Source organism: Sphingomonas antarctica (assembly GCF_965137005.1).
GTDB lineage: Bacteria > Pseudomonadota > Alphaproteobacteria > Sphingomonadales > Sphingomonadaceae > Sphingomonas_O > Sphingomonas_O antarctica.
The window spans coordinates 115,424-141,869 of the sequence record NZ_CBCRXM010000002.1 but is presented as its reverse complement, the minus strand read 5'-3'; the positions used below and the strand labels follow the sequence as shown (position 1 = coordinate 141,869).

The 26,446-nt window shown below is 64.7% G+C and carries 28 protein-coding genes; 12 read left to right on the top strand and 16 right to left on the bottom strand.

Annotated features, from left to right (window positions below):
• Positions 1-31: 31 nt before the first annotated feature.
• From pgeF to lgt, 3 genes are all read right to left on the bottom strand, one after another.
• Positions 32-772: a peptidoglycan editing factor PgeF gene (gene pgeF / locus ACM9ME_RS02845; RefSeq protein ID WP_415641917.1), complete on the bottom strand. Its 741-nt coding sequence runs from the start codon at positions 770-772 to the stop codon at positions 32-34.
• Between the two features lie 126 nt (positions 773-898).
• Positions 899-1,915: a class I SAM-dependent methyltransferase gene (locus ACM9ME_RS02840; protein ID WP_415642093.1), complete on the bottom strand. Its 1,017-nt coding sequence runs from the start codon at positions 1,913-1,915 to the stop codon at positions 899-901.
• An 18-nt stretch (positions 1,916-1,933) separates the two neighbouring features.
• The gene (gene lgt / locus ACM9ME_RS02835; protein WP_415641916.1) at positions 1,934-2,791 is read right to left on the bottom strand and encodes a prolipoprotein diacylglyceryl transferase; all 858 of its coding nucleotides are present in this window, start codon (positions 2,789-2,791) and stop codon (positions 1,934-1,936) included.
• A 73-nt stretch (positions 2,792-2,864) separates the two neighbouring features.
• Here lgt and ACM9ME_RS02830 point away from each other — a divergent pair, with 73 nt between their 5' ends.
• Complete coding sequence (locus ACM9ME_RS02830; protein ID WP_415641915.1) at positions 2,865-4,577, top strand: class I adenylate-forming enzyme family protein; 1,713 nt, start codon at positions 2,865-2,867, stop codon at positions 4,575-4,577.
• A 145-nt stretch (positions 4,578-4,722) separates the two neighbouring features.
• Here the strand turns inward: ACM9ME_RS02830 and ACM9ME_RS02825 are convergent, their stop codons facing one another.
• The 5 genes from ACM9ME_RS02825 to ACM9ME_RS02805 form a co-directional block, all read right to left on the bottom strand.
• Complete coding sequence (locus tag ACM9ME_RS02825) at positions 4,723-5,169, bottom strand: PaaI family thioesterase (protein ID WP_415641914.1); 447 nt, start codon at positions 5,167-5,169, stop codon at positions 4,723-4,725.
• Positions 5,170-5,299: 130 nt separating this feature from the next.
• A complete protein-coding gene (locus ACM9ME_RS02820; protein WP_415641913.1) occupies positions 5,300-6,088 on the bottom strand; it encodes a succinate dehydrogenase iron-sulfur subunit in 789 nt (262 codons plus the stop codon).
• Entirely contained in the window at positions 6,081-7,442 is a 1,362-nt protein-coding gene (locus tag ACM9ME_RS02815) for a lipopolysaccharide biosynthesis protein (protein WP_415641912.1), read from the bottom strand. Before ACM9ME_RS02815 ends, ACM9ME_RS02820 begins: the two co-directional genes overlap by 8 nt.
• On the bottom strand, positions 7,439-8,590 hold the full coding sequence (locus ACM9ME_RS02810; protein WP_415641911.1) for a hypothetical protein: 1,152 nt from the start codon (positions 8,588-8,590) through the stop codon (positions 7,439-7,441). The genes ACM9ME_RS02815 and ACM9ME_RS02810 overlap by 4 nt, the downstream gene beginning before the upstream one ends.
• Entirely contained in the window at positions 8,587-9,330 is a 744-nt protein-coding gene (locus tag ACM9ME_RS02805) for an NTP transferase domain-containing protein (RefSeq protein ID WP_415641910.1), read from the bottom strand. The genes ACM9ME_RS02810 and ACM9ME_RS02805 overlap by 4 nt, the downstream gene beginning before the upstream one ends.
• A gap of 113 nt (positions 9,331-9,443) precedes the next feature.
• On the opposite strand from ACM9ME_RS02805, the gene ACM9ME_RS02800 reads away from it, so the two are divergent.
• Positions 9,444-9,917: an Hsp20 family protein gene (locus tag ACM9ME_RS02800; protein ID WP_415641909.1), complete on the top strand. Its 474-nt coding sequence runs from the start codon at positions 9,444-9,446 to the stop codon at positions 9,915-9,917.
• Between the two features lie 56 nt (positions 9,918-9,973).
• Here ACM9ME_RS02800 and rlmN read toward each other — a convergent pair whose 3' ends face one another.
• Positions 9,974-11,170 carry a dual-specificity RNA methyltransferase RlmN gene (gene rlmN / locus ACM9ME_RS02795; RefSeq protein WP_415641908.1) on the bottom strand — a complete coding sequence of 399 codons (1,197 nt, stop codon included), beginning with the start codon at positions 11,168-11,170 and terminating at the stop codon, positions 9,974-9,976.
• A 75-nt stretch (positions 11,171-11,245) separates the two neighbouring features.
• Between rlmN and ACM9ME_RS02790 the strand changes: the two genes are divergently transcribed.
• Positions 11,246-11,461 (top strand): hypothetical protein, encoded by a 216-nt coding sequence (locus tag ACM9ME_RS02790; protein WP_415641907.1) that lies wholly within the window; start codon positions 11,246-11,248, stop codon positions 11,459-11,461.
• A gap of 116 nt (positions 11,462-11,577) precedes the next feature.
• Here ACM9ME_RS02790 and ACM9ME_RS02785 read toward each other — a convergent pair whose 3' ends face one another.
• Positions 11,578-12,780: an LL-diaminopimelate aminotransferase gene (locus ACM9ME_RS02785; protein ID WP_415641906.1), complete on the bottom strand. Its 1,203-nt coding sequence runs from the start codon at positions 12,778-12,780 to the stop codon at positions 11,578-11,580.
• Between the two features lie 82 nt (positions 12,781-12,862).
• Between ACM9ME_RS02785 and ACM9ME_RS02780 the strand changes: the two genes are divergently transcribed.
• From ACM9ME_RS02780 to ACM9ME_RS02770, 3 genes are read left to right on the top strand one after another with little or no spacing between them, the layout of a single operon-like run.
• Complete coding sequence (locus ACM9ME_RS02780; protein ID WP_415641905.1) at positions 12,863-13,777, top strand: sulfite exporter TauE/SafE family protein; 915 nt, start codon at positions 12,863-12,865, stop codon at positions 13,775-13,777.
• On the top strand, positions 13,774-14,529 hold the full coding sequence (locus ACM9ME_RS02775; RefSeq protein WP_415641904.1) for a TIGR02186 family protein: 756 nt from the start codon (positions 13,774-13,776) through the stop codon (positions 14,527-14,529). The genes ACM9ME_RS02780 and ACM9ME_RS02775 overlap by 4 nt, the downstream gene beginning before the upstream one ends.
• 52 nt (positions 14,530-14,581) lie before the next feature.
• Positions 14,582-16,258, top strand: a complete 1,677-nt coding sequence (locus tag ACM9ME_RS02770) for an ATP-binding protein (protein WP_415642092.1) — start codon at positions 14,582-14,584, stop codon at positions 16,256-16,258.
• Here ACM9ME_RS02770 and ACM9ME_RS02765 read toward each other — a convergent pair.
• The gene (locus tag ACM9ME_RS02765) at positions 16,255-17,625 is read right to left on the bottom strand and encodes a glutamate--cysteine ligase (RefSeq protein WP_415641903.1); all 1,371 of its coding nucleotides are present in this window, start codon (positions 17,623-17,625) and stop codon (positions 16,255-16,257) included. The two genes, ACM9ME_RS02770 and ACM9ME_RS02765, sit on opposite strands and share 4 nt — an antisense overlap.
• Before the next feature lie 41 nt (positions 17,626-17,666).
• The gene (locus ACM9ME_RS02760; protein WP_415641902.1) at positions 17,667-18,395 is read right to left on the bottom strand and encodes a 16S rRNA (uracil(1498)-N(3))-methyltransferase; all 729 of its coding nucleotides are present in this window, start codon (positions 18,393-18,395) and stop codon (positions 17,667-17,669) included.
• Positions 18,396-18,462: 67 nt separating this feature from the next.
• Between ACM9ME_RS02760 and ACM9ME_RS02755 the strand changes: the two genes are divergently transcribed.
• The 5 genes from ACM9ME_RS02755 to ACM9ME_RS02735 all read left to right on the top strand — a co-directional run bounded on the left by ACM9ME_RS02755 (position 18,463) and on the right by ACM9ME_RS02735 (position 22,618).
• On the top strand, positions 18,463-19,188 hold the full coding sequence (locus tag ACM9ME_RS02755) for a class I SAM-dependent methyltransferase (protein ID WP_415641901.1): 726 nt from the start codon (positions 18,463-18,465) through the stop codon (positions 19,186-19,188).
• Between the two features lie 99 nt (positions 19,189-19,287).
• Positions 19,288-19,524: a hypothetical protein gene (locus ACM9ME_RS02750; protein ID WP_415641900.1), complete on the top strand. Its 237-nt coding sequence runs from the start codon at positions 19,288-19,290 to the stop codon at positions 19,522-19,524.
• 44 nt (positions 19,525-19,568) lie between these two features.
• Positions 19,569-20,474, top strand: a complete 906-nt coding sequence (gene ubiA / locus ACM9ME_RS02745; RefSeq protein ID WP_415641899.1) for a 4-hydroxybenzoate octaprenyltransferase — start codon at positions 19,569-19,571, stop codon at positions 20,472-20,474.
• Positions 20,475-20,520: 46 nt separating this feature from the next.
• The gene (locus ACM9ME_RS02740) at positions 20,521-21,867 is read left to right on the top strand and encodes a TldD/PmbA family protein (protein ID WP_415641898.1); all 1,347 of its coding nucleotides are present in this window, start codon (positions 20,521-20,523) and stop codon (positions 21,865-21,867) included.
• On the top strand, positions 21,860-22,618 hold the full coding sequence (locus ACM9ME_RS02735; protein WP_415641897.1) for an inositol monophosphatase family protein: 759 nt from the start codon (positions 21,860-21,862) through the stop codon (positions 22,616-22,618). Before ACM9ME_RS02740 ends, ACM9ME_RS02735 begins: the two co-directional genes overlap by 8 nt.
• On the opposite strand, the gene ACM9ME_RS02730 is transcribed toward ACM9ME_RS02735, so the two are convergent.
• Genes ACM9ME_RS02730 through ACM9ME_RS02715 form a run of 4 tightly spaced genes read right to left on the bottom strand, consistent with a single transcriptional unit; the run spans position 22,615 to position 25,888 of the window.
• Positions 22,615-23,541: an electron transfer flavoprotein subunit alpha/FixB family protein gene (locus ACM9ME_RS02730; RefSeq protein ID WP_415641896.1), complete on the bottom strand. Its 927-nt coding sequence runs from the start codon at positions 23,539-23,541 to the stop codon at positions 22,615-22,617. The two genes, ACM9ME_RS02735 and ACM9ME_RS02730, sit on opposite strands and share 4 nt — an antisense overlap.
• On the bottom strand, positions 23,538-24,287 hold the full coding sequence (locus tag ACM9ME_RS02725) for an electron transfer flavoprotein subunit beta/FixA family protein (protein ID WP_415641895.1): 750 nt from the start codon (positions 24,285-24,287) through the stop codon (positions 23,538-23,540). Before ACM9ME_RS02725 ends, ACM9ME_RS02730 begins: the two co-directional genes overlap by 4 nt.
• Positions 24,288-24,341: 54 nt before the next feature.
• The gene (gene sucC / locus ACM9ME_RS02720; protein ID WP_415641894.1) at positions 24,342-25,541 is read right to left on the bottom strand and encodes an ADP-forming succinate--CoA ligase subunit beta; all 1,200 of its coding nucleotides are present in this window, start codon (positions 25,539-25,541) and stop codon (positions 24,342-24,344) included.
• Positions 25,542-25,594: 53 nt separating this feature from the next.
• The gene (locus tag ACM9ME_RS02715) at positions 25,595-25,888 is read right to left on the bottom strand and encodes a hypothetical protein (RefSeq protein ID WP_415641893.1); all 294 of its coding nucleotides are present in this window, start codon (positions 25,886-25,888) and stop codon (positions 25,595-25,597) included.
• A 13-nt stretch (positions 25,889-25,901) separates the two neighbouring features.
• Here ACM9ME_RS02715 and ACM9ME_RS02710 point away from each other — a divergent pair, with 13 nt between their 5' ends.
• A complete protein-coding gene (locus ACM9ME_RS02710; RefSeq protein WP_415641892.1) occupies positions 25,902-26,411 on the top strand; it encodes a sterol desaturase family protein in 510 nt (169 codons plus the stop codon).
• Positions 26,412-26,446: the final 35 nt, after the last annotated feature.

Genomic DNA, 26,446 nt, shown 5'->3' with positions numbered 1-26,446 from the left:
TCAGAGCATCCTGTGCTGTCGCCCGCCGCCGTTACGGCAGGGCGATAATCGAGATTTGCCGCCCATAGCCGGGTTCGCCCGCCAATGTCGCGCGGCGATAGGAGAAATAGCGGTCGGGTTGCGACAGAGTGTCTTGTCCGGCGCGGTGAACCGAGGCGATGCCCGCGGCTTCGAGACGATCGGCGACATAGGCTTCAAGGTCGAAATGGCGGTGGCCCGGGCGGCCCGGCGTGAAGAAGTGTTCGGGGATCGCGCCGCCGCCAAATCCGTCGCTGACTTCATAGCTCGCCTGCGCGATGCAGGGACCGATCGCGGCGTGAATATTGTGACGTCGCGCTCCCAAGGCTTCCATCGCCTCGATCGTCGCATCGGTGACGCCGGCGACGGCGCCTTTCCACCCCGCATGCGCCGAACCGATGACGCCGGCTGCGGCATCCGCGAACAACACCGGCGTGCAATCGGCGGTGAGGATCGACAATGCGAGGCCGGGCGTGGCGGTGACCAAGGCGTCGGCGTTCGGGCGGTCCGCTTCGGCCCAGGGTGACGTCACCGTCACACAATCGCGGCCATGCACCTGATAAACGCCGAGAAGGGTCGAGGCCGGTGCGACGGCCTCGACCGCGCGACGACGATTTTCGGCGATCAGCGCGGGGTCGTCGTTCGAACCGATGCCGCAATTGAGGCTGGCAAGATCGCCGGTCGAGACGCCGCCGGTGCGACCGAGAAAACCGTGCGGCATGGCGAAGTTTGGAGCACGTAGCGATTCAAGCATCGCTTACGCTTAACCGATCATGTCTCCCCTGCGTAGGCAGGGGTCCAGACGATCGCGCGCCGACGAGGCGAAGCTGCCAGAGGAGGGCTTATCTGGACCCCTGCCTGCGCAGGGGCGACATACTGGTTACAGGAATCCCGCCGGTTCGGGCCAGTTGGGTGCGGTCAGCGCGAGCACTTTGAACAGCGTGCCCATAGCGTCCTCGCCCATCAGGCGATGACGCGCCGCCATGACGTCCGGATCGGCCTTGGCCAGCGCGGCGGCGCGGGCGTCGAGCCCCAAACTGCCGAGAAAGTCGCGCTGCGCGACTGGGCCGTGCGCAGCGAGGCCCGAGGCGATGCCCGCCGCGGCGAGGGTCGTGAAATCGACGTGCGCGGACAGGTCGACGCTGCCCGGTGCATCGAACGGGCTGGCATATTGGTGATGGCGCACCGCCTGCAGCGATTCGCCGGGCTGCGGGCCGCCGGTGTAGCCATAATCGACGATCAACAGCGCGCCGCCCTGCGCATGGACGCGTGCGGCGAGTTGTTTCATCACGCCGACGGCAGCGGGGGAGATTTCGAGGATGCTGCCCGGGGGGGCGTCGCGGTGCGCGGACGGGATGACCGCTTCGGGCACCGCCTTGCCGGTGACGGGCAGGAACAGCGTGTCCTGACACGCGATCAGCCGTTCGTGCCAGCCGTCAATGGTGCGGATCAGCTGGCGGATCGGCAACGCGTCGAAGAATTCATTGGCGACCAAGATCAGCGGACGATCGTCGGGCAGCGTCGTGACGTCGTCATGCCATTGCGCGACCGCAACGCGCCGGGCCTGTTCGGCGCGCAGGCTGCGGCTGGTCTCGACGAAATGCACTTCGGGTTGCCAGCCGGTGCTGGCGATCACGCGCAACGCATCGGCGGTAAGCGTGCCGCGCCCGGGGCCGAGTTCGACCCACAGCGCATCGGGATTGCCCGCGCGGAACCGCAAATCCGCAGTCCATGCGCCGACGATTTCACCGAACATCTGGCTGATTTCCGATGCGGTCACGAAATCGCGGCCGAGCGGCACGCCCGAGCCGTAATATTCGGTGTTGGCCGCCGCCATGAATTGCGAAATGGGAATCGGCCCCGCCAACGCGATGGCGCGAGCGAGGCGTTCGGCCAGGTTACTCACGGCGTGCGGTCACGCGACCGGTTCTTGCCCCGCGATACTCTCCACCCGCACGCGACGCGATTTGGCGGTGAGGAAGAGATAGATGCCGACCAGCACCATCGGCAGGCTGAGCGTCTGGCCCATGGTCAGCCCCCAGCTGAGATTTTCGAGGCCGTAATCGGGTTGGCGCAGCTTTTCGAGGCTGAAGCGGAACAGGCCATAAAGGACCAATCCGGTGCCGACGAGCCGCCCCGGCTGGTATCGGGCGTCGGTGCGCCAGAACATCCAGTTGAGGATCAGGAACATCACCACGCCCTCCAGCCCGGCTTCGTACAGCTGGCTGGGATGACGGGGGATATCGCCGGCGAGCGGATCGGGGAAGATCATGCCCCAGGGCAAGGTGGTCGGCCGGCCCCATAATTCGCCGTTCACGAAATTGGCGATGCGCCCGAAAAACAACCCGAACGGCGTGACGCAGGCGACGTAATCGCACACCCGGATCAGCGACAGGCTGTGTTTGCGGCAGAATAGCAGGAGCGCGATGATGACCCCCGCAAAGCCGCCGTGGAGCGACATGCCGCCCTCCCACAGTTTGAACAGCTCGATCGGGTGGAGGATCATCGACGGCTTGTAGAACAGCACATAGCCGATCCGCCCGCCAAGGATGATGCCGAGCGTGACGTAAAACACCAGATCGTCGGCATGCCGTCGCGCCATCGGCGCACCCGGCTGGGCCAGCAATTTGGTAAGATACCACCAGCCGAGGACGATCCCCGAAATATAGGCAATCGAATACCAGCGGAACTGGAAGAAACCGAGGTCGAGCGCGACCGGATTGAGGCCCAAATCGACCCAGCGGATCGCATCGGTAGCGAGGTTCAGAAACAAGGCTTTCCCCTTGGCGTTTCGCGCTTCATACAGAGGGGATTGGCGAAAGACCAAGTGTAGAGAGCGAGAGCGGATGCCTTCAGACCTGGACCTGCGCGTAAAGCAGGCGATCGACGATTTGACCGGACCCGGCGGGCCATTGCCGCTGGGCGACTATACCCTGCCGTCGGGCATCACGGTGCCGATGATCGCCGCCGCGCCCGCCACCCTGGTCGATTATTTCGGGCATTTTTGCACCCAGCATGCCGACACCTGTTTCCTGGTCGATGGCGACGACCGCCTGACCTTCGCCCAGACCTATGCCGCCGCGCGCAAGGTCGCGAGCAGCCTGATCGCCGATCACGGCCTGCAAACGGGCGACCGCGTCGGCATCGCGATGAAGAACGCCCCCGCCTGGGTCGTGTTGTACATGGGCACGCTGATGGCGGGGGGCATCGCCGTGCTGCTCAACGGCTGGTGGCAGGGCAATGAACTGGCCGACGGCATTTCCGATGTCGAATGCCGCCTGGTGTTCGTCGATCCGCCGCGTGCCGCGCGGCTGGCGCAGCATGGCCGCCCGACGGCCGCGAAGATGATCACCGTCGATCTGGCGCGACCGATCGACGAAGCACTGGCCGCCGTGATGCGCGCCGAGGAAGTGCCGCTGCCCGCACTGACCGGGGACGACCTCGCGACGATCCTGTTCACCAGCGGATCGACAGGCCAGTCCAAGGGTGCCTATTCGACGCACCGTTCGGTGATCCAGGGGGTGTTCAACTATATCGCCATGGCGCTGATGCTGCTGCGGCTCGGCACCGAGGACGGCACGATCAAGGCCAATCCGCCGCCGCATGCGATGCTGCTGACGGTGCCGCTGTTCCATGTGACCGGCGAAATTCCGATGCTGCTGGTCAGCTTCGCGATCGGGCGCAAATTGGTGTTCATGCCCAAATGGGATGCGCTGACCGCGATGGAGCTGATCCAGCGCGAACAGGTCACCAATTTCACCGGCGTGCCGTTGATGAGCTGGGAAATCCTCAACCATCCCGACCGGGCGAATTACGACCTGTCGTCAGTACAGGGTTTTGCCGCCGGCGGCGCGCCCAGGCCGCCCGAACACGTCAAGCGCATCGCCGATGAAATGCCCGGCGGGCCGTCACTGGGCTATGGCCTGACCGAAACCAATGCGGTCGGCGCGGGAAATTTTTCGACCAACTATCTGGCGAAACCCAATTCGACGGGCTTTGCCTCGCGGCCCTTGGTCGATCTCGCGATCATCGATGATGCCGGCAATCATCTGGCACAGGGCGAGCGGGGCGAGGTGTGCATCCGCTCGGTCGCCAATTTCTCCGGTTATTGGCACCGCGAACAGGCGACCAAGGATGCGATGACCGCCGACGGCTATTTCCGCACCGGCGACATCGGCTATCTCGATCCGGACAATTATCTGTTCATCGTCGATCGCAAGAAGGACATCATCATCCGCGGCGGCGAGAATATCAGCTGCCAGGAAGTCGAGGCGGCGATTTACGAGCATCCGTCGGTCGGCGAAGCGTGCGTGTTCGGGCTGCCCGACGAACGGTTGGGCGAAGTGCCCGGCGCGGTGGTCCATCCGCTCGACGGTGAGTCTTTGAACGAGGATGTGTTGTGCCGCTGGCTCGAGGACCACCTGGCCAAGTTCAAGGTTCCGCAACGCATCTGGATTTCCGCCGATCCGCTGCCCAAATTGGGAACCGAAAAGATCGACAAGGTCGGTCTGCGCGCAGCGTATCGCGAGGTTTTTGCCAGCGAACGGGCGGCGGCTTGATTAGACGCCACTCCCTTTAGGGAGGGGCAGACGCCGAAGGCGTCGGGGTGGGCCGAGGAGAGGCATGAGATCACTCCCGTTGCCCACACTTCCCACCCTGGCTGCTTCGCAGCCTGTCCCTCCCGCAAGCGGGAGTGACGTCAAGTCAGCGCTGGATCCGGATCGTCCCGGCAAAGGCGGCGACCTTGGCATCGTCCTGATGCACGATCCCGCGCAGGAACAGCAAACGCCCGGTTTCGCGGAGCAGCTCGACTTCGGCATCGAGCGGGCGATCGAGTTGCCCGGCACCGATGAACTGCGTCGACAAATCGAGCGTCAGCGCCGGACCACGACCCAGCACGCCGAACACGCGTGCGGCGGCGAATAGCGAAACGTCGATAAAGCCGAGCGTGATCGCGCCGTGGACGATGTCCGCGAGGTTCGAGTGCTTGCGCTCGGGGAACATGCGGACGCGGGCGAGATCACCGTCCTGTCGCACCAGCATCTTGCCGAGCAGCGCGTTGAACCGCGTCTCGTCGCGCAGCGCCCAGGTCGACCATCCGGGGTGATCGGGATCGGGCTCGTATCGGAAGTGCGGGTCGGATTCCGACATTCAAAGTCCTTCGAGACGCGTCTTCGACAAGCTCAGCCGCTCCTCAGGACAAACGGCTATTACTAAACCGTTCGTGCTGAGGAGGGATTGAGCGCAGGCGAAGCCAAAGTCGAACGCCCGTCTCGAAGCATCATACCGCCCGTTCGACCGCCAGCTTCTTGATCTCGGCGATCGCCTTCGCGGGATTCAACCCCTTCGGACACACGTTCGCGCAATTCATGATCGTGTGACAGCGATAGAGGCGGAACGGGTCTTCGAGTTCGTCGAGCCGTTCGCCGGCATATTCGTCACGGCTGTCGTTCAGCCAGCGATAGGCTTGCAACAGGATCGCCGGGCCGAGGAAGCGGTCCGAATTCCACCAGTAGCTGGGGCAGGCGGTCGAGCAGCACGCGCACAGGATGCATTCGTACAGCCCGTCGAGCTTGCCGCGATCATCGGGCGATTGCAGGCGTTCCTTGCCCGACGGTGCGGGGGTCTTGGTCTTCAGCCACGGTTCGATCGAGGCATATTGCGCATAGAAATGGGTGAAATCGGGGACCAGGTCCTTGATCACGTCCATGTGCGGCAGCGGGGTGATCTTGACCTCGCCCTTCACGTCCTCGATCGCCTTGGTGCAGGCGAGCGTATTGGTGCCGTCGATGTTCATCGAGCACGATCCGCAAATCCCTTCGCGGCAGGAACGGCGGAAGGTCAGCGACGAATCCTGCTCGCCCTTGATCTTGATCAGCGCGTCGAGAACCATCGGTCCGCAGGTATCGAGATCGACTTCATAGGTATCGTAGCGGGGATTCTCGCCAGAATCGGGATCGTAGCGATAGATTTTGAACGGCTTGGCGTTCTTCGTGCCCTCGGGCGCGGCAAATTTGCGGGGCTTACCCTTATTGGGGTTGCTACCCTTGGGCAGGAGGAACTCAGCCATCTTGATTCCCTGTTGGGTCGATCGCGGCGGCGATCTCTGCCTCCGGCTGTAGGACGCGGGCGCGCCGGTTGCCAAGGCTTAACAGCATCGCGAGCACCACGAAGCTGCCGATCCCGGTCACCGCGCCGTACCAGCCGGCGCCCGACAGGCCGTCGGTGGACAGCAACCAGACGAGCAAGGGCAGCGTGAACAGGTTGATGCCGATGTTGACGAGGATCGACGCGGTGGTGCGGCCCATCGCCAGCAACAGCGACGACAACGGCACCGCCGCGAGCATCCCCGCGCGACCGATCATCAGCAGGATGAACACGAACGCGCCGCTGCCGAACGCCTTGCCGCCCATAATTTCGAGGATCTGGCGCGAGAAAAAGGCGAGCAGGAGGACCAGCGGCACCGCCACCGCAAGCGTCGTGAAACTCGTCTTCCAGCTGAGCGAGCGCGCGCGCGCGAGTTCCCCCGCGGCAAGCAGTTTGGCGATGACCGGGTAACTCGCCTGCGCCAGCTGCACCGCGGGCTGTTGCAGAATCACTGCGGCGCGCACCGCCAGCGAATAGATGCCCGTCGCGGCGGGACCGAGGATCGCGCCGACGATCAGCGGCACCGCCTTGGGGGCGATGTCACGCAGCGTCAGGTCGGCATTGGCGGTGGCGAGAAAGCGCACCAAGCCTGGATTTTCCCCGCGCGCACTGGCCGGGCCGAGCAACGGCTCGCCGCCGCGCATCTCGCGAAACACCGGCCAGGCGAGCCACCACATGAACGCGCCTTCGCTGATCGCGCTGACCAGCCAGGCATAGAGGAAACCCTCGATCCCGCCGCCGCCGAACCACACGATCAGCACCGCCACGAGACGCACCGAGGGCGACAGGGCCGGGTGCAGCGCCAGCCGGTCGAACCGCCCGGCAAGCTGGAGAATACCCACCGGGGTCGTCAGCATGTTGGCAAAGATCGCCAGCGCGTAAATCCGCGTCAGCCAGACCAGATTGTCGGGGATGCCGAGGCGCGGCGCGGCGAATCCGGCGAAACCCGCGGCGAACAGAATCGCGGTGAGGCCACATCCCAGTTCGACGAGGGTGGTAAATCGCGCCAGCCGCACGAGGCGCGAGCGGTCGCCGGCCTCCAGCGCCTGCGCGCCGTAACGCACGATGCCATGCCATCCCGAAAAGGCGATGATGCCGCCGACCGTGACGGTCCAGCCATGCACCAGCACCAACACGCCGAATCCCGACGGTCCGAGCGCCCGGGTGACGATGAGGATATACACCAGCGAAACGATCGCCGCGACGGTCTTGCCGCCGAGCAGCAGCGACAGATTGTTGAAAATGCCCCGGCCCGAAACATGACCCGCGCTGCTCATAACGCCCCGACATAATCGGCGATGGCGCGCGCGCCGCGGACGGAGGCGGGTTCGGCCGTCATGTCGACGGTGTAGGCGAACAGGCGCTGTTGCGTCGCGCGATAGTCGGCGGCGACCGCCTGCCAGCGGTCGAGCAGGGGTTCGAGATCGCGGACGTGATCGATCACCGGGCCGTTATGCCAGAATTGGTAATCGGGATGATCGCGCCATGCGACGTCGTGGCTTTTGAGGAAGATCGTCGCACGGGGGCGGGCGAGAAATTCATACACCTGGCTCGACACGTCGCCGAGATAGACGTCCGCCGCGCGGGTGTAGGTCATGTCGATCGATTTTTGAGACCCGAGATCGATCAGGATGTTGGGCAGGCTCTCGAGCCGCTCCGGCACGTCCCAGCGCCGGTTGAGCGTCTTGAACTCCAGGCTGAAATGCCAGCGCTTCCGCCCGTACATGACGTGCGGCGCGAAGATCAGGTTGAAGTCCGGACGCCGCGCGAACAGATCGAGGACGTCCTCACCCTGCGCATAGACCGAGGACAGATGCGGGTCGAAATGCGGGTTGTAGAGGATGACGGGGTTGTCGTTGGCGAACAATTTGGGCCGCGCATCGAGATCGACACCGTCGAATTTGGAATAGCCGGTGATGCGCCAATTATCGGGGCGGATGATCCCGAATTCGAGCCCGACATCGACGAGCTTTTGTCCCGACACCAGATGCAGGTCGAAGTCGCGCAGTGCGGGGTGGTGCGCCACGTTGCGGTCACCCGAGCCGTGCGGGACGTAGATCATTTGCGGCGAACGCGCGCCGAGCTGGTGCTTGATGCGAAGACAGGTGCGCTCGCTGGAGACGATGGCGTCATAGCGCGCGAACAGGTCCATATTGGCGCGCAAGGTCATCAGGCGGCTGAACGGAAACAGCCGGTCGAGCAGTGGCGCGAACCGCGCCGCAACCGGGTGCATCTCGATGTGCTGCCATTGGATGCGCGCTTCTGATGGCCCGCTCAGCCGCCGCGCGACGGCCTCCGCCGCCGGACGTGCGACCAGCGCGGTGACTTCGACTCCCGGGTCACTGGCGAGCGCGCTCATCGTCCCCGCGAGATGCGCCACCTGATGCGGCGCATCGTGGTTATAGAGGAAGGCGACGCGTTTCACGGGCGGGCGGCCAGGATGGCTTCGGCTAGGACCAGATCGGCGGGCTTGTCGACGTCGATGCATGCTTCGGGCTGGGGCAGGCGGACCGCGCGGAGGGTAGCACCGTAACGCCGCCCCAGCCGTGCCAGCGCGCCGTCGATGGTGAGGATTCTCGTCGCGACGCCGATGAGGAGCAACGGACCGAACGCGCCGATCAACGCGCGGCCGCGCTTGCGCTGTTGCTCGACCGCCGCCCAGCGCTCGATCAGCGGGAGTGCGGCGCGGCTGCCGATCCAGAACAGGTTCGCGCCCGAATAGGCGCCGCCGCGAAATTTCAGCCAAGTGCGGCGGTTGTCGGGAAATGCGGGGGCGAAGATGCGTCGTTCGACCAGTCCCACCGCGAGATCGCTGCCGCGCGCGCCGGCAATGAAGCTGTCGAGCATGTCCGGCGTGAGCAGGGCGTGGTCTGCGGTCGTCACGAGCAGCGGCCCGTCCAGTGCGGCGACCAACGGACGCAGCGTCGCCGCAATGCTCGCGCCGCTCGGCTCGACTGCGATGCCGCCGAGTTCTGTTAGCACCGGGACGCCGAACACGCGCACCCGTGCCACCGCTGGATACGCCGCCAGCAAGCGGGCGACCCGCTCGCCCATCGCCACCCCGCCGACCTGGATCAGCGCCTTGGCGGCGACACCCATGGCCGCGGCAAAGGGATCGCCCCCCGGCCGTTCTCCGGCCAGGAGGATCGCCGTGACGCCCGACACATTTTTCGCTTGAGAGGGGCTTGAAGCCGCCAAAACGCTTCCCAATTTCGCTATCGGCCGGATGCCGAATGCGGGTCCGCGCCACCGTTAGTTGCTTTTGAAAGGACTAGGCAATGCGAGACCGTATCGACTTTACCCCCTATCGCCGTTCCGCCATCGGCTTCGACCGTCTGTTCGACGTGCTCGAAGGTGCCGCGCGTGCCAACGGCACTGTGACCGACAATTATCCGCCCTTCGACATCGAGCGGCAGGGCGAGGATGCCTATCGCATCACGCTCGCCGTCGCCGGCTTCAAGCAGGACGAGATCGAGCTGACCGCCCAGCAGAATCTGCTGGTCGTCACCGCCAAGAAGGCGGATGCCGAGGAAGGCCGCAACTTCGTCCATCGCGGCATCGCGCTGCGCGCGTTCGAGCGGCGTTTCGAACTCGCCGACTATGTCCAGGTGCGCGGCGCGTCGCTCGCCGACGGGCTGCTGACCATCGACCTGGTCCGCGAAATCCCCGAAGCGATGAAGCCGCGCAAGGTCGCCATCGGCGGCACGCAGCCTGCGTTGGAGATCGTCGCCGAGGAGAAGGCGGCGGCTTAACTGTTGCTGCCATGATTGAACGATGCGGGCGGGGGGAAACTCCCGCCCGTTTTGTGTCAGCCCAACGCCGCCAATTTCTCTTCCGCCAGCCTATCCATCTCCGCCCGCGTCTTCCTTTCCGCCGCGGTCTTCAGCTGGCCGCACGCGGCGTCGATGTCGCGCCCGCGCGGGGTGCGTACGGGCGCGGAAATGCCGGCGTCGAAGATGATGCCGCTGAACGACTTGATGCGTTCCGGGGTCGAGCATTCGTAAGCTGCGCCGGGCCAAGGGTTGAACGGGATCAGATTGACCTTGGCGGGAAGGTTATACTGGCGAATCAGTCGGACGAGTTCGCGCGCGTCGTCGTCGCTGTCGTTCTTGTCCTTCAGCATCACATATTCGAAAGTGATGCGCCGCGCATTGTTGGTGCCGGGATAGTCGGCACAGGCCTGAAGCAGTTCATCGATCCCGTATTTGCGGTTGATCGGGACGATCTCGTCGCGCACCTCCTTGGTCACCGCGTGGAGCGAGACCGCGAGGTTGACGCCGATTTCTTCCCCCGCGCGCGCCATCATCGGCACGACACCCGACGTGCTGAGGGTGATGCGGCGCTTGCCGAGCGCGAGGCCGTCGCCGTCCATCACCACTTTCAGCGCGTCACGGACGTTCTCGAAATTATACAGCGGCTCGCCCATGCCCATCATGACGATGTTGGTGAGCATCCGGCCCTCCGCCGCGCTGGGCCATTCGCCGAGCGAATCGCGCGCGAGCATGACCTGGCCGACGATCTCCCCTGCGGTCAGGTTGCGCACGAGGCGCATCGTGCCGGTGTGGCAGAAGCGGCAGTTGAGCGTACAGCCGACCTGGCTCGACACGCACAACGTTCCCCGATCGGCGTCGGGGATGAACACCATCTCGTAATCCTGCGTGCCGTCTTCGCCGCCCGCGCCGCGCAGCAGCCATTTGCGCGTGCCGTCGGTCGATACCTGCGCCTCGATCACTTCGGGGCGGCTGATGACGAAGCGTTCGGCGAGCCACGGCTGCTGCGCCTTGGCGATGTCGGTCATCACCATGAAATCGGTGACGCCGCGATTGTAGATCCAGTGGAAGATCTGTTTGGCGCGCAATTTCGCCGCCTTGACGTCAAGCCCGGCGGTTTCCAACGCGGCGCGCAATGCGGGCTTCGACAGGCCGACGAGATCGACACGCCCGTCGCTACGCGGCGTTTGCACGCGCGGCGTCACTAAGGGATCGATATGGCCGGGAATCTGCATGGATCGCCACATAGGGCCTTGGACGCGAAACCGAAAGGCGCGCACGGCGTTGGCGCTTTTCGAAGGAGACCATGCATGGCTGCGCTCAACAGTTTTACGATCACCAAGTCGCCGGACGACGTCTACACGCTGCACATCGAGGACGATGACGGCCAGACGCTCGAATTCGAAGCGACCTATGAGCAGCTCGATCTGATCCAGGAGGCGCTCGAGGAGCATCTCGAGGAAGAGGGCGAGGATCACGACCTGGTCGACGACGATGACGACGTCGACGAGGTGGACGAGCTTTAGGCCCTTCGAGACGCGCCTTCGTCTTCGCTCAGTCGCTCCTCAGGGCAAACGGCAGTGCACAATATCCGTTCATGCTGAGGAGGGGCTGAGCTTGTCGAAGACCCGTCTCGAAGCATTTAGGCGCGCTTGCCCGTGTTGACGCCCATCGACTGAAGATATTTCTTCACGTTGCGCGCGGCCTGGCGGATGCGTTGTTCGTTTTCGACCATTGCGATGCGGACGAAGCCTTCGCCGTCCTCGCCATAGCCGACGCCCGGGGCGACCGCGACACCGGCATGGGTCAGCAATTGCTTGGAGAATTCGAGGCTGCCGAGGTGCGCCACTGCCGGCGGTAGCGGCGCCCAGGCGAACATCGAGGCAGGCGGAGCGGGAATGTCCCAGCCCGCGCGACCGAAACTTTCGACCAGCACATCGCGGCGGTGGTGGTATAGCTGGCGGTTCTTTTCGACGATGTCCTGTGGCCCGTTGAGCGCGGCGCAGGCGGCCGCCTGGATCGGCGTGAACGCACCGTAATCGAGATAGGATTTGACCCGCGTCATCGCAGCGATAAGCTGTTTATTGCCCACCGCGAAACCGATCCGCCAGCCCGCCATCGAGTAGGTCTTGCTCAGCGAAGTGAACTCGATCGCGACATCCTTGGCGCCCTTGACCTGCAGGATCGAGACCGTCGGTTTGCCGTCATAATAGAGCTCTGAATAGGCCAGGTCTGAGATGACCCAGACCTTGTTCTCGCGCGCCCAGGCGACGAGGCGCTCGTAAAAGGCGATATCCACCGTTTCCGAGGTCGGGTTCGACGGATAATTCACCACCAGCACCGAGGGGCGCGGCACGGTGAACTTCATCGCGCGGTCGAGCGATTCGAAATAGCGTTCGTCGGGCGTGGTCGGGACGCTGCGGATCGTCGCCCCCGCAATGATGAAGCCGAACGTGTGGATCGGGTAGCTCGGGTTGGGCGCGAGTACGACGTCGCCCGGCGCGGTGATCGCCGTGGCGAGGCTCGCCAGCCCCTCCTTCGACCCCATGGTGACGACGACTTCGCTGTCGGCGTCGACCTCGACGCCGAAGCGGCGCGCGTAATAATTCGCTTGCGCCTTGCGCAGGCCGGGGATGCCCTTCGACGCCGAGTAACCGTGCGCGTCGGGTTTCGACGCGACCTCGCACAATTTGTCGATGACATGCTGCGGCGGCGGCAGATCGGGATTGCCCATGCCGAGGTCGATGATGTCCTCGCCGCGCGCGCGTGCCTCTGCCCGCATCGCGTTGACTTCGGCGATGACGTAGGGCGGCAGGCGCTTCATGCGGTAAAATTCGTCGGACATGGCGTCAGCTTAGGCGAAGTGCGCGCCTGACGATAGCATTGCTGGCGTGGGCGCGCCGCCTCGGTTACGCCACTCTGGCGTCATGCATATCTACCTTCCGATCGCGGACCTGTCGGTCAATGCGCTGGTCATCGTGCTGTTGGGCGCGGGTGTCGGGCTGTTGTCGGGAATGTTCGGCGTCGGCGGGGGATTCCTGACCACGCCGTTGCTGATCTTTTACGGCATTCCGCCGACGGTCGCCGCCGCCTCGGCGGCGAGCCAGGTGACGGGTGCCAGCGTGTCCGGCGCGATCGCGCATTACAAGCGCGGCGGCGTCGATCTGCATATGGGCGGGATGCTCGTCGCGGGCGGTATCCTCGGCGCGCTGGCCGGATCGGTGCTGTTCGCTGCGCTGCAGGCGAGCGGGCAGGGCGATGTCGCCATCGCGCTGATCTATGTCCTGCTGCTCGGCACCATCGGCGGGTTGATGGCGCGCGAGGCGATCATGTCGATCATGGCACAGCGGCGCGGCGAGGCCTTGCCCGCCGCCAAGCGTCGCCATCACCCGTTGGTCGCGGCCTTGCCGTGGCGGTGGCGGTTCTACGCCTCTGGCCTGTATATTTCACCGCTCGCACCGTTGCTGCTCGGGTTCGCGACGGGTGTGCTGACGGTGTTGCTGGGCATTGGCGGCGGGTTCATCCTCGTTCCCGCCATGGTCTACCTCCTCGGCATGGCGGTGCGTGTCGTCGTCGGCACATCGCTGTTTCAGATCACGTTTGTCACCGCCGCGACGACGTTGGTCCATGCGCTGACGACGCATGCGGTCGATATCGTCCTTGCCGCCTTGCTGCTGATCGGCAGCGTCGTGGGGGCGCAATTCGGCGCACGCTTCGCCAACAAGTTTCGGCCCGACTATCTTCGCTTGCTCCTGGCCGCGATCGTGTTGCTGGTGGCCGCGTGGCTGGCGATCGGCCTCGGCTTTCGCCCCGCCGAAATCTATTCGGTCAGCGCGGGATGAGGCGGCTTCTGCCCGCCGCCGCGTTGCTTCTGATCGGCGCGCGCGAGCCCGTCCTGGTGCCCGACGTGTCGCAGCGCACGATCGACATCGTCACCAGCTTTTCCGGCGCGGACCTGCTGCTGTTCGGTGCGATCCTTTATCCGCAAGGGCGCGTGCCCGACGAACGGATCGACGTGGCGGTGGTCGTCAAGGGACCGAGCCAGTCGATCCTCGTGCGCGAAAAGCAGAAACTTGCCGGGCTGATCTGGGCCAATGCGGGCAGCGCGCGGTTCCGTTCCGCGCCGAGCTTCTATGCGGTCGCCTCGTCGCGCCCGCTGAAACAGATCGTCGATGCCAAGACCGCGGCGATTTACGAGCTCGGTCTGGGCAACCTCCAGCTGTCGCCCGCCACCGCCGCGTTGCCCGAGGAACGGCTGCGTTTCGAAAGTGGCTTCGTCGATCTGCGCCGGCGCGGCGAATATTACACTGCCCGGCCCGGATCGGTGGAGATCAGCCAGGACGTGCTGTATCGCGCCCGCGTCACCATTCCGCCGCGCGTGCCGACCGGGCGCTACACCGCCGAGACGTTCCTGATCCGCGATGGCAAGGTCGTTGCCGCCGCCGAACGCGTGATCGAGGTTCGCAAATCGGGATTCGAACGCTTCGTCACCGTCGCGGCCGCCCGACAGCCGCTGCTTTACGGCCTCGCCGCGGTGATCCTGTCGATCGGTCTGGGCTGGGCGGCGGGGGCCGTTTTCTCCCGCCGCGCATAACCGCTTCCTTAACCGCCCGACGCTAGACACGGCGGCGAGTGCGGAGACGATGATGGATTATATTGGCGGCCCAACATCGGCGAGCCCTGCCGAATCGGTGCGCGACGGCGGCGGCGATGCAGCGCTGTCACGCCGCGCGATCGGCCAGATTACCGAGATTTCGGGCTCGTCCTCGCAGTGCCGGCTCGACACGGCCTTCGTCGCGCAGCTGGAACACGCACTCGATCCCTGTCTGGCGATGTGCGGGCAGGTCGGCAGCCAGGTCAAGGTCAAGGTCGGCGGAATCTGGCTGATGGCCAATCTGCGGACGCTGCGCTTCGATCCCGATACGCCCGGCTACACCTATGGCGATATCGACTTTCTGGGCGAAGGCGATGAAGAACGGCTGACCGGACGCGTCTATAATTTTCGCCGTGGCGTGACGCGCTATCCGTCGCCGGGCTCCGAAATCTTCCCGGTGTCCAGCGACGATATGAAGCAGATGTACGCGGCCGACGACCGGCCGCATATCGAGGTCGGCAATGTCTATCCGACCCGCGACATCCGCGGCGCGTTGTTCGTCGATGCGATGCTCGGCAAGCATTTCGCGCTGCTCGGCTCAACCGGCACCGGCAAATCCACCGCCGCCGCGTTGATCCTGCACCGTATCTGCGAGCTGGCGCCGCAGGGTCACATCGTCATGATCGATCCGCACGGTGAATATTCGGCGGCGTTCAGGACCAACGGCGCGCTGTTCGACGTGTCGAACCTCGCCATGCCGTATTGGTTGATGAATTTCGAGGAACATTGCGAAGTGTTCCTGACCACCCAGGGTGCGGAGCGGCAGTGCGATGCCGACATCCTCGCCAAATGCCTGCTCGTCGCCAAGGCCAAGAGCCGCGTGGCGGAAGGGATTTCCAAACTTACCGTCGATTCGCCGATCCCCTATCTGCTGAGCGATCTGACGCAGAACATCGTCGCCGAAATGGGCAAGCTCGACAAAGCGGGCGGCGACAACGCGCCCTATATCCGGCTCAAATCCAAGATCGACGAGATCAAGTCTGACCCGCGGTACAGCTTCATGTTTTCCGGGATGCTGGTCGCCGACACCATGGCGTCGTTCCTCGGGCGCATCTTCCGTCTGCCGGGCGACGGCAAGCCGATCTCGATCGTCGACGTGTCGGGCGTGCCGTCGGACATCACGTCAGTAGTGGTTGCGGTGCTCAGCCGACTGGTGTTCGATTACGCCATCTGGTCACGCAACGAACCGCAGCGCCCCGTATTGCTGGTGTGCGAAGAAGCGCACCGTTACGTCCCCAGCGAACGTACGGCACACGTGTCGGCGGTCGGCAAGATTTTGGGCCGTATCGCCAAGGAAGGCCGCAAATACGGCGTATCCCTCGGGCTGATCACGCAACGCCCATCTGACCTCGCCGAAGGTGTGCTGTCGCAATGCGGCACAATCATCGCAATGCGCCTCAACAACGAGCGCGACCAGGCGTTCGTGAAGGCGGCGATGCCCGAAGGTGCGCGCGCGTTTCTCGACACCATCCCGGCACTCCGCAACCGCGAGGCGATCATGTGCGGAGAAGGCGTCGCGGTGCCGGTGCGGGTGGCGTTCGACAATCTCGACGAACACAAACGCCCGGCGTCGAACGACCCGCTATTCTCCGAATTGTGGACCCAGGCGGGTGGCGAGGAAGACATCCTCGCGCGGGTAATCAAGCGGTGGCGGTCGCAGGGGCGTTAAAAGCTCATCGCGCCGTAAATCTTCGACAGGTCGCCGTGCCATTCCTTCGCATAGCGATCGAGCAGCATGTCGGCGGGGGTTTTTCCGGTCGAGACGATTTCGCGCAGCGGCTGCAGAAACCCCTGTTCGGTTTCACCGATCGCATTGGTCCGCGCGCGCGACTTCAATCCTGCATCGGCGATGTCGAGCACTTCGCGCGCCAGGTCGCGGAGCGAGCCGTAACCGGGAACCGCTGCTTTCAACCCCTGTGCGGGGACGGCGTCGCGCAACGCCTGATGTTCGTCGATGGTCCAGTTCTTGACCAGATCCCAAGCTGCATCGAGCGCGTGGCTGTCGTAAAGCAGCCCGACCCACAACGCCGGTAGTGCGCAAATTTTGCTCCACGGCCCGCCATCCGCACCGCGCATTTCGAGGAAGGATTTGAGCCGCACCTCGGGGAAGGCGGTCGACATATGGTCTTCCCAATCGGCCTTGGTCGGCTTTTCGCCGGGCAGGACACTGAGCTTGCCATCGAGGAAATCGCGAAAGCTGAGTCCTGCGGCGTCGATATATTTGCCGTCGCGGAAGACGAAATACATCGGCACGTCGAGCATGTAATCGGCGTAGCGTTCGTACCCGAAGCCATCCTCAAATACGAACGGCAACATGCCTGTGCGATGCGGATCGGTGTCGGTCCAGATGTGCGACCGATAGCTGAGAAAGCCGTTCGGCTTGCCCTCGAGGAACGGCGAATTGGCGAACAATGCGGTCGCCAAGGGTTGCAGCGCGAGGCTGGTGCGGAATTTCTGCACCATATCCGCTTCGGTCGCATAATCGAGGTTGGTCTGGATGGTGCAGGTGCGCAGCATCATGTCGAGGCCCATCGACCCGACGCGCGGCATATGCCGCAGCATGATCGCATAGCGCCCCTTGGGCATGATCGGCAGTTCGGCGCGCGTCTTGTCGGGCCACAATCCGAGCCCCAGAAACCCGATGCCGAGTTCGTCGCCGACTTCCTGTACCTGCGCCAGATGGCGTCCGGCCTCCGCGCAAGTTTCATGCAGATTGTCGACCGGCGCGCCCGACAGTTCGAACTGCCCGGCGGGCTCCAGGCTGATGCTGCCGTCCGCGCCGGTCATCGCGATGACGTTTCCGCCTTCGAACACCGGGGTCCAGCCAAACCGCTCGAGACCTTTGAGCAGATCGCGGATACCGCCGGGTTCGTCGTACGACGGCGCGCGGTGATCGGCCTTGCGATAGACGAATTTCTCATGCTCGGTGCCGATGCGCCAGCGATCCTTGGGCTTTTCGCCCTTGGCAAAAGCAGCGATCAAATCGTCGCGCGATTCGATCATCGGCGAGGGACTGGTGTCGGTCCGCGTGGTCATGTGGCGCGACTAGCGTTGCCGATTGCAACTCGCCAGCGGATTTACTGCGTGAGGGCGAGCCACGCCGCGACGGCCGCCACCGCCGCGGTATCCGCGCGAAGGATACGCGGGCCCAGGCTGATCCGCACAGTCGAGGGGTGGGCGAGGATCAGGTCGCGCTCGCCGTCGTCGAAACCGCCTTCGGGACCGATCAGGATTGCCGCACTGCCCGGCGTCATGGCGTCACGCATCGGCGCGCCGCCCGCTTCGTCGGCGAAATAGAGGGGACGGTTGCCGATCGCCGTCAGCCATTCTTTCAGCGACATCTCGCTATCAAGGATCGGCAGCGCGGTGCGGCCGCACTGCTCCGCCGCCTCGATCATGTGTGCGCGTAATTTGTCGTGCTTGACCCGGTCGACCACGGCACGGCGCATCATCACCGGCGTGAAGCGCGCGACGCCAAGCTCGCACGCTTTTTCGACGACCCAGTCGTACCGCGCCCGGCGGATCGGGGCGGCACCGAGCCACAGATCGGGCACGCTCTCCCGCTCGCGGATGCGCTCGAGCAGGGCGACGTCAAGATCGCGTTTTCCGGCGCGGACGATCTCGCCAAGCCATTCGCCGCTGACGTCATCGAATAATTTCAGCCGCGCGCCCGCCTTCAACCGCATGACTCCGAGCAGGTAATGCGCCTGTGCTCCGTCGATCCATACGGCGTCGCCCTCGGCGAGCTGCCGATCGACGAACAGCCGAACGCCACTGTCTTGGGGCCAGGCGGGAACTGCGGGCATACCGCCGCCTAGCGCAGCCGTGCGGCCGCGCCTATGCCTGCGCGCATCCTGTGGAGAGGACCCAAACATGCGTTCGCTGATCCTGCCGATTTTGCTCATCGCCGCCACGCCCGCTGTTGCCGCGCCGGTTCCCACCGTCATTGCCCAGGCCGTCGCCGATCCGGCTCGCCCCGCCGCCCAGCGCGAAACCGATGCGGTCCGTATGCCGGCCGAGACGCTGGCCTTTTCTGGCGTGAAGCCAGGCATGGCCGTCGGCGAATTCTACCCCGGCAGCGGCTATTACACGCACATGCTGTCAAGGATTGTGGGGCCGAAGGGCCATGTCGACGCGATCGAAAATGCCCGCTGGTCCGACGCCAAGCAGGTCGCGGCGCTGTCGGCGATTCCGAACACCAGCTTTGCCGCCTTGCCGTTCGGCACGGTCAAATTTTCGCGCCCGCTCGATCTCGCCTGGATCACGCAGAATTATCACGATCTGAAAATCGCTAAATATGGCGTGGTCGACACCGCCGCGTTCGATCGCGAGGTGTTTGCCGCGCTCAAGCCCGGCGGCGCGTTCATGATCATCGACCATGAAGCGCCCAAGGGCACCGACGTCGCGGGCATCGAAAAATTGCACCGTATTGAGCGCGCGCAAGTGATCCGCGAAGTGACGGCCGCAGGGTTCAAGCTGGCCGCAGAGGGAAATTTCCTGCGCAATCCCGCCGACGATCACAGCCTGTCGATCTTCGACAAGGCGATCCAGGGCCAGACCGACCAATATGCGCTGAAGTTCGTGAAGCCGGCGCGCTGAGGACCAAGTATGTCAGGACGCCGCAACCTCAAAACCTCGTTCGTTGGAACGCGCCCCGCGATCAGCCGTTGGGCGGGCTGAACAAAAGGGATTGAGAGCATGGCCAACCTCCTCGGCGCATTGATCGGCGCTGCCATCGACCGCGAAGATGGCGACAGCGGCATCAAGGGCGCAATTATCGGCACGGTCGCCGAAAGTGCGATCCGCCTCGCCGCTCCGATGATTGCGACCTATGCCTTGGGCTGGCTGGTACAATATGGCGTCCGCAAAGGCTGGCAGGCGGCAACTGGCGACGATCCGGTGGACACGCGCGCCCGCGCCGTTCGCAGCGCCTGAAGCCAACTGGCGCGACGCCCGCCATTCGTGGCAGTGGCAGGTCCGTGACGCAGACGGACCTGCCCGATACGCAACATTCCTGGCTGCTGACCGCACTGCCGGCCGCGGCTCGACCGTTTGCGCTGCTCGCGCGGCTCGACCGGCCGATCGGGTGGTGGCTGCTCTACTGGCCATGCGCCTGGGGGCTGCTGCTGGCAGGTGGATTGCACGACCATTGGCCTTTGTTGCTGTGGTTCCTGCTCGGCGCGATTGCGATGCGCGGAGCGGGGTGCGTGTATAACGACATCGTCGATCGCGATCTCGACGCGCAGGTCGCGCGGACGCGCAGCCGCCCCTTGGCGAGCGGCGCAGTGTCGCTGCGCGCGGCATGGGTCTGGCTGGTGAGCTTGTGCCTGATCGGGCTGGTCGTGCTGTTGCAGCTGACGCCATTTGCCGCCGGCGTGGCGGTAGCGAGCCTCGTCTTCGTCGCCGCTTACCCGTTCATGAAGCGGATTACGTGGTGGCCGCAGGCGTGGCTGGGCATCGTGTTCAGCTGCGGACTGCCGGTTGCCTGGGCGGCGGCCGCGGGAACGATCACAAGCTCGACCTTGCTGCTATACGCAGCGAGCATCGCATGGGTGATCGGCTACGACACGATCTACGCGCTGCAGGACGTCGAGGACGACGCGTTGATCGGAGTGCGGTCTTCGGCGCGGGCGTTGGGCAAAAATGTGCGCGGCGGCGTGGCGTCATTTTATGCCCTGACTATCGTGCTCGCTGCCGTGGCGTTCTGGCGCGTGCGGCCCGATCCGGTCGCGCTGGCCGCCCTGCTGCCCTTTGCCGCGCATCTCGGCTGGCAGGTCGCGCGACTGCGCGGCGATGACGGCACGACGTCACTTGCGCTGTTCCGTTCGAACCGGACTGCGGGATTGCTGATGGCGCTGGCCTGTCTGGTGGTCGGTCAGGCTTGAGCGTCTTGGCCTAGACCTCGGCGCTACGCATCCCTAGCTGGCTGTCATGCTGACCGTTGATGACGCGCGTGACCGCGCTGCCGATCTTGTCGCCCGCGCACGTGCTGCCGGGGCCGACGCCGCCGATGTCGTCTATGCCGCGAGCGGATCGACCGCGGTGCAAGTACGGCTCGGGGCGCTGGAAGATGTCGAACGGTCGGAGGGTCAGGAAATCGGGCTGCGCGCGTTCGTCGGCCAACGGTCAGCGAGCGTTTCGGGATCGGACATGTCGCCTGCGGCGCTCGCGACGCTGGCCGATCGCTGTGTCGCCATGGCCAGGCTCGCACCCGAAGACCCCTATGCCGGGTTCGCGCCCGACGACATGCTGGCGAAGGCAGCGGTGCCCAATCTCGACATCGATGACGGCGGCGAAGTGTCCCCCGAGGAACTTCGCGAAGCCGCGTTGATTGCGGAGGAAGCCGGACGTGCCATCGGCGGGGTGACCAACAGCCAGGGGGCGAGCGGCAGCGGCGGTCGTTCGGTTACCGCACTCGCCACCTCGCACGGCTTTGCCGCCGCCTATTCGGGATCGAGCCACGGGGTTTCGGCACAGATGCTCGCTGGCGACGGCGCTTCGATGCAGCGCGATTATCATTACAGCTCCACACGCTATCGCGCCGATCTCGACGATCCGGCGACGATCGGCGCGGAGGCCGGACGGCGCGCCGTCGCGCGCTTGAATCCCGAACGGCTCAAAAGCGGGCCGATGACGGTGATTTTCGATCCGCGGGTGAGCGCGTCGCTGATCGGTCACCTCGCCAGCGCGATCAACGGCGCGAGCGTGGCGCGCGGTACCACGTTCCTGAAAGACGCGCTTGGTACGCGGGTGTTTTCGAAGGGGATCACGATCGTCGACGATCCGCTGCGCCGTCGCGGTTTGCGCAGCCGGCCCTATGACGCCGAAGGGCTGCCGACGCGTGTGACCAAGCTGATCGAGGACGGCATGCTGACCGGCTGGATCGCCGATTCGGCGGCGGCGCGGCAATTGGGGATTGCGCCCACGGGCCACGCCACGCGCGGCGTCTCCGGACCGCCGGGAGCCGGACTGTCCAACGTCCATCTCGAGCCCGGCGACGTCACGCCCGAAGCGCTGATGGCCGACATTGCCGACGGTTTTTACGTCACCGAGCTGATCGGCCAAGGGATTAACGGCCTGACGGGGGATTACAGCCGTGGCGCGTCGGGATTCGCGATTCGGGGCGGGCAAATCTGCGGACCGGTCGCCGAAGTCACGATCGCGGGCACGTTGCAGGCGATGTTTGCCGCATTGATCCCGGCCAACGATCTGGTGTTCGACCATGCGGTCAACGCCCCGACGGTGCGCATCGACGGGATGACGCTCGCCGGTGCGTGAACTTGTCGACGCCGTCGCCGCCGCCACGCGCGAGGCCGGCGCGTTGGCGCTGTCCCGCTGGCGCGGCGAGTTCAAAAGCTGGGATAAATTGCCGGGCGACATCGTGTCGGAGGTCGATCTGGCGGTAAACGATCTGCTCCGCGAGAGGCTGACCGCGCTCGATCCGCACGCGGGCTGGTTGTCGGAGGAAACGGCAGATTCGCCCGAGCGATTGAGCAAGCGTCGCGCGTGGATCGTCGATCCGATCGACGGCACCCGCGATTTCGTGCGCGGGCGGCCGGGCTGGTGCGTGTCGGTGGCGCTGGTCGAAGACGGGCTGTCGCGCATCGGCGTGCTCGATGCCCCGGCGCGTGACGAGCATTGGCTGGCGGTGCGCGGGGCTGGGGCAACGCTCAATGGCGAGACCTTGTACGCCAGCAGTCGCACTGACCTGCACGGTGCGCGCGTGCCTGCGGACGCATTGTCCAAAGCCGATCAGAAGATATTCGAGATCGTCGCCAAACCCAATTCCATCGCGCTACGTATGGCCTTGGTCGCCGCCGATCGCGCCGACCTGCTCGCCAGCCAGCGCTGGGGCAGCGAATGGGATATCGCCGCGGCGGCGCTGATCGTAGAGGAAGCGGGTGCGCGCGTGACCGATGCCCATGGCGTGCCACTCCGCTTCAATCAGCCGCGCGCCCAGCAATATGGCGTCCTCGCCAGCGCCCCCGCGATCCATGCGGCGGCGGTGGCGCGGTTGTTAAAAGCCTAGAGCTTCTCGGTCAGCTCGGGCACGATCTTGAACAGGTCGCCGACCAGGCCGATGTCCGCGACCTGGAAGATCGGAGCGTCCTCGTCCTTGTTGATGGCGATGATCGTCTTGGAATCCTTCATGCCCGCAAGGTGTTGGATCGCGCCGGAGATACCGACCGCGATATAGACTTCGGGGGCGACGATCTTGCCGGTCTGACCGACCTGATAGTCGTTGGGAACATAGCCTGCATCGACCGCGGCGCGGCTGGCGCCGACGCCCGCGCCGAGTTTGTCGGCGAGTGGTTCTATCAGGCTGTGGAAGTTTTCGCTGTTCTGCAACGCGCGGCCACCCGACACGATGATCTTGGCGCTGGTCAGTTCAGGGCGTTCGGACTTGGCGATTTCGGCACCGACGAAGCTCGACAGGCCTTGGTCGCCCTTGGCGCTGACTGCTTCGATGGTGGCGCTGCCCCCGGTCTTCTCGGCCTTGGCGAAAGCGGTGCCACGAACCGTCAGCACCTTCTTGGCATCCGATGACGTCACGGTCGCCAGCGCGTTGCCAGCATAGGTCGGGCGCAGGAACTGGTCGCCGTCGATGCCCATGACTTCGCTGAGTTGCATGACGTCGAGCAACGCGGCGACACGCGGGGCGATGTTCTTGCCGTTGGCGGTGGCGGGGGCGACGAGCGCGTCATAGTTCGCCATGAGTTCGACGATCAACGGCGCGACGTTTTCGGCCAGTTGATGACCATAGGCCGCATCGTCGGCGAGCAGCACTTTGGTGACGCCGGCGATCTTGGCGGCTTCGTCAGCCACGCCCTGCGCGCCTTGCCCGGCCACCAGCGCATGGACTTCGCCCAGCTTGGCGGCGGCGGTGACGGTCGCCAGCGTCGCGTCCTTGAGGGTGGCGTTGTCGTGCTCGACCAGAACCAGAACGCTCATTCGACCACTCCCAAAACCTTAAGTTTGCCGATCAATTCGTCGACATCGGCGACCTTCACGCCAGCCGACCGCTTGGCCGGCTCTTCGACCTTGACCACCGTCAGGCGCGGGGTGACGTCGACGCCGTAATCGGCGGCGGTCTTCTGCGCCATCGGTTTGGACTTAGCCTTCATGATGTTGGGCAGCGAGGCGTAACGCGGCTCGTTGAGGCGGAGGTCGGTCGTGACGATCGCCGGCGATTTGAGGCTGACGGTCTCGAGCCCGCCATCGACTTCGCGCGTCACCTTCACGCTGTCGCCGTCGATCTCGATCTTCGACGCGAAAGTGCCCTGCGGGCGCTCGGTCAGCGCGGCGAGCATCTGGCCGACCTGGTTCGAATCGTCGTCGATCGCCTGCTTGCCGAGAATCACCAACCCGGGCTGTTCCTCATCGACGATGGCCTTGAGGATCTTCGCCACCGCCAGCGGTTCGGGCATTTCGTCGGTCACAACCAGGATCGCGCGGTCGGCACCCATGGCCAGCGCGGTGCGCAGCGTTTCCTGCGCCTTCTGCTCGCCGATCGACACCGCGATCACCTCGGTCGCTGCACCCTTTTCGCGCAGGCGAATGGCTTCCTCGACCGCAATCTCGTCGAACGGGTTCATGCTCATCTTGACGTTGGCGAGGTCGACCCCCGTGCCGTCCGCCTTCACGCGCGGTTTGACGTTGTAATCGATGACCCGCTTGACGGGGACGAGCACTTTCATGCGTTACGATCCTTGCTTTACGTTAACGTCAACTAACCGTTGGCGTTGGATTTCTCAAGCGACCTTCTTGACCTCGGCGACAATCTTCCTTGCCGCGTCACCCAGATCGTTTGCCGCCACGATGGCGAGGCCCGAGCTGGCGAGGATCGCCTTGCCCTGTTCGACATTGGTGCCCTCTAGACGGACAACGAGAGGCACCGAAAGGTTCACCTCTTTCGCCGCCGCGACGATGCCGTCGGCGATGATGTCGCACTTCATGATGCCGCCGAAGATGTTGACGAGGATGCCCTTCACGTTCGGATCGGCGAGGATGATCTTGAACGCCGCCGTGACCTTTTCCTTCGAAGCGCCGCCGCCGACGTCGAGGAAGTTCGCGGGGAACATGCCGTTCAGCTTGATGATGTCCATCGTCGCCATGGCGAGGCCCGCGCCATTGACCATGCAGCCGATATCACCGTCGAGCTTGATATAGGCGAGGTCGTATTTCGATGCTTCGACTTCCGCCGCATCCTCCTCGGTGAGGTCGCGCAGCTCGGCCAGATCCTTGTGACGGAACATCGCATTGCCGTCGAACGCGACCTTGGCGTCGAGGACCATCAGCTTGCCGTCTTCAGTGACCGCCAGCGGGTTGATTTCGATCTGTTCCGCGTCGGTGCCGATAAACGCATCGTACAGCTTCGCCGCGACATTCGCCGCCTGCTTGGCGAGATCGCCGGTGAGGCCAAGCGCCGCCGCGACGGCGCGTCCGTGATGCGGCATGATCCCGGTTGCAGCGTCGATGTCGATACTGTGGATTTTCTCCGGCGTGTCGTGCGCCACCGATTCGATGTCCATACCGCCCTCGGTCGAGACGACCATCGACACGCGGCCGGTGGCGCGGTTGACCAGCAGCGCGAGGTAGAATTCCTTGGCGATATCGACGCCGTCGGTGACGTAGAGGCGGTTGACCTGCTTGCCATGCTCGCCGGTCTGGATCGTCACCAGCGTGTTGCCGAGCATGTCGGTCGCCGCCGCACGGACATCGTCGAGCGTCTTGGCGAGACGGACGCCGCCCTTGGCGTCGGGCCCCAACTCCTTGAACTTGCCCTTGCCGCGGCCGCCGGCGTGGATCTGCGCCTTCACGACGTAGAGCGGCCCGGGGAGCTTGCCCGCCGCCGCGACCGCTTCTTCGACCGACATCGCGGCAAAGCCAGTCGGCACCGGCACGCCGAATTTCGCGAGCAGTTCCTTGGCCTGATATTCGTGAATGTTCATCGCGCGCTGTCCCGTATGAAGGCTTGCCTGCGCCTAAAGCATGGCCGCACGCGTCAACGCAAGGCGCAGACCGCCGCCGACGACGTAACCACGGCCAGCGCCTCGGGGTCGTTCACGCTCCTGACCTTGGCGGCGAAGGCCATCGGCGTGCGCGTCTGGCCGAGCCCCTGCAGCCGCTCCAGCTTGCGCAATTGCCCGATCGACAGGCGGTCGACCATGCGTCCGGCCATGCAGTCGGCATATTTCGGCGCGAGGCCGTTGGCGATCAGTGCGGCGCGGACCCGCGACTCGGCGATACGCGAGACGCAGCCGGTCAACAGCAGGGCCAGGATGATCACGCGCCACATGGAGGGTGACCTAATGCCCCGGCATCCCTATTTGAACCCCATGCAGTTGCTTTCCGGCCTTGCCCTGTTCGTCGCCACCGTCGCGGTGATGGAGGGGGTTGCCTATGTCGCGCACCGCTGGATCATGCATGGGCCGGGGTGGTTCCTCCACGCCAGTCACCATGCACCGCGCGCGGGCAATTGGGAGTTGAACGACCTTTATGCGGTGATCTTTGCCGTGCCGTCGATCGTGTTGTTGCTTGGTGGCGTTCAGCTCGGCTGGTGGCCGGGCTTGACGTGGATCGGCGCGGGTATCGCGGCGTATGGCGCGATCTATTTCGGGTTTCACGACGTCATCGTACATCGCCGCATCACCCACCGATATGTGCCGCGATCAAGCTATATGAAGCGCATCGTCCAGGCGCACCGACTCCACCATGCCGTGACCAGCAAGCATGGCACGGTCAGCTTCGGTTTCCTGTGGGCGCCCGATCCCCGTCGTCTGAAGGCCGACTTGCAATCGAGCACACTGCCTAAAACTTAGGCAGTAAATATGCCGCACTGCACAAGGCGCGGGCT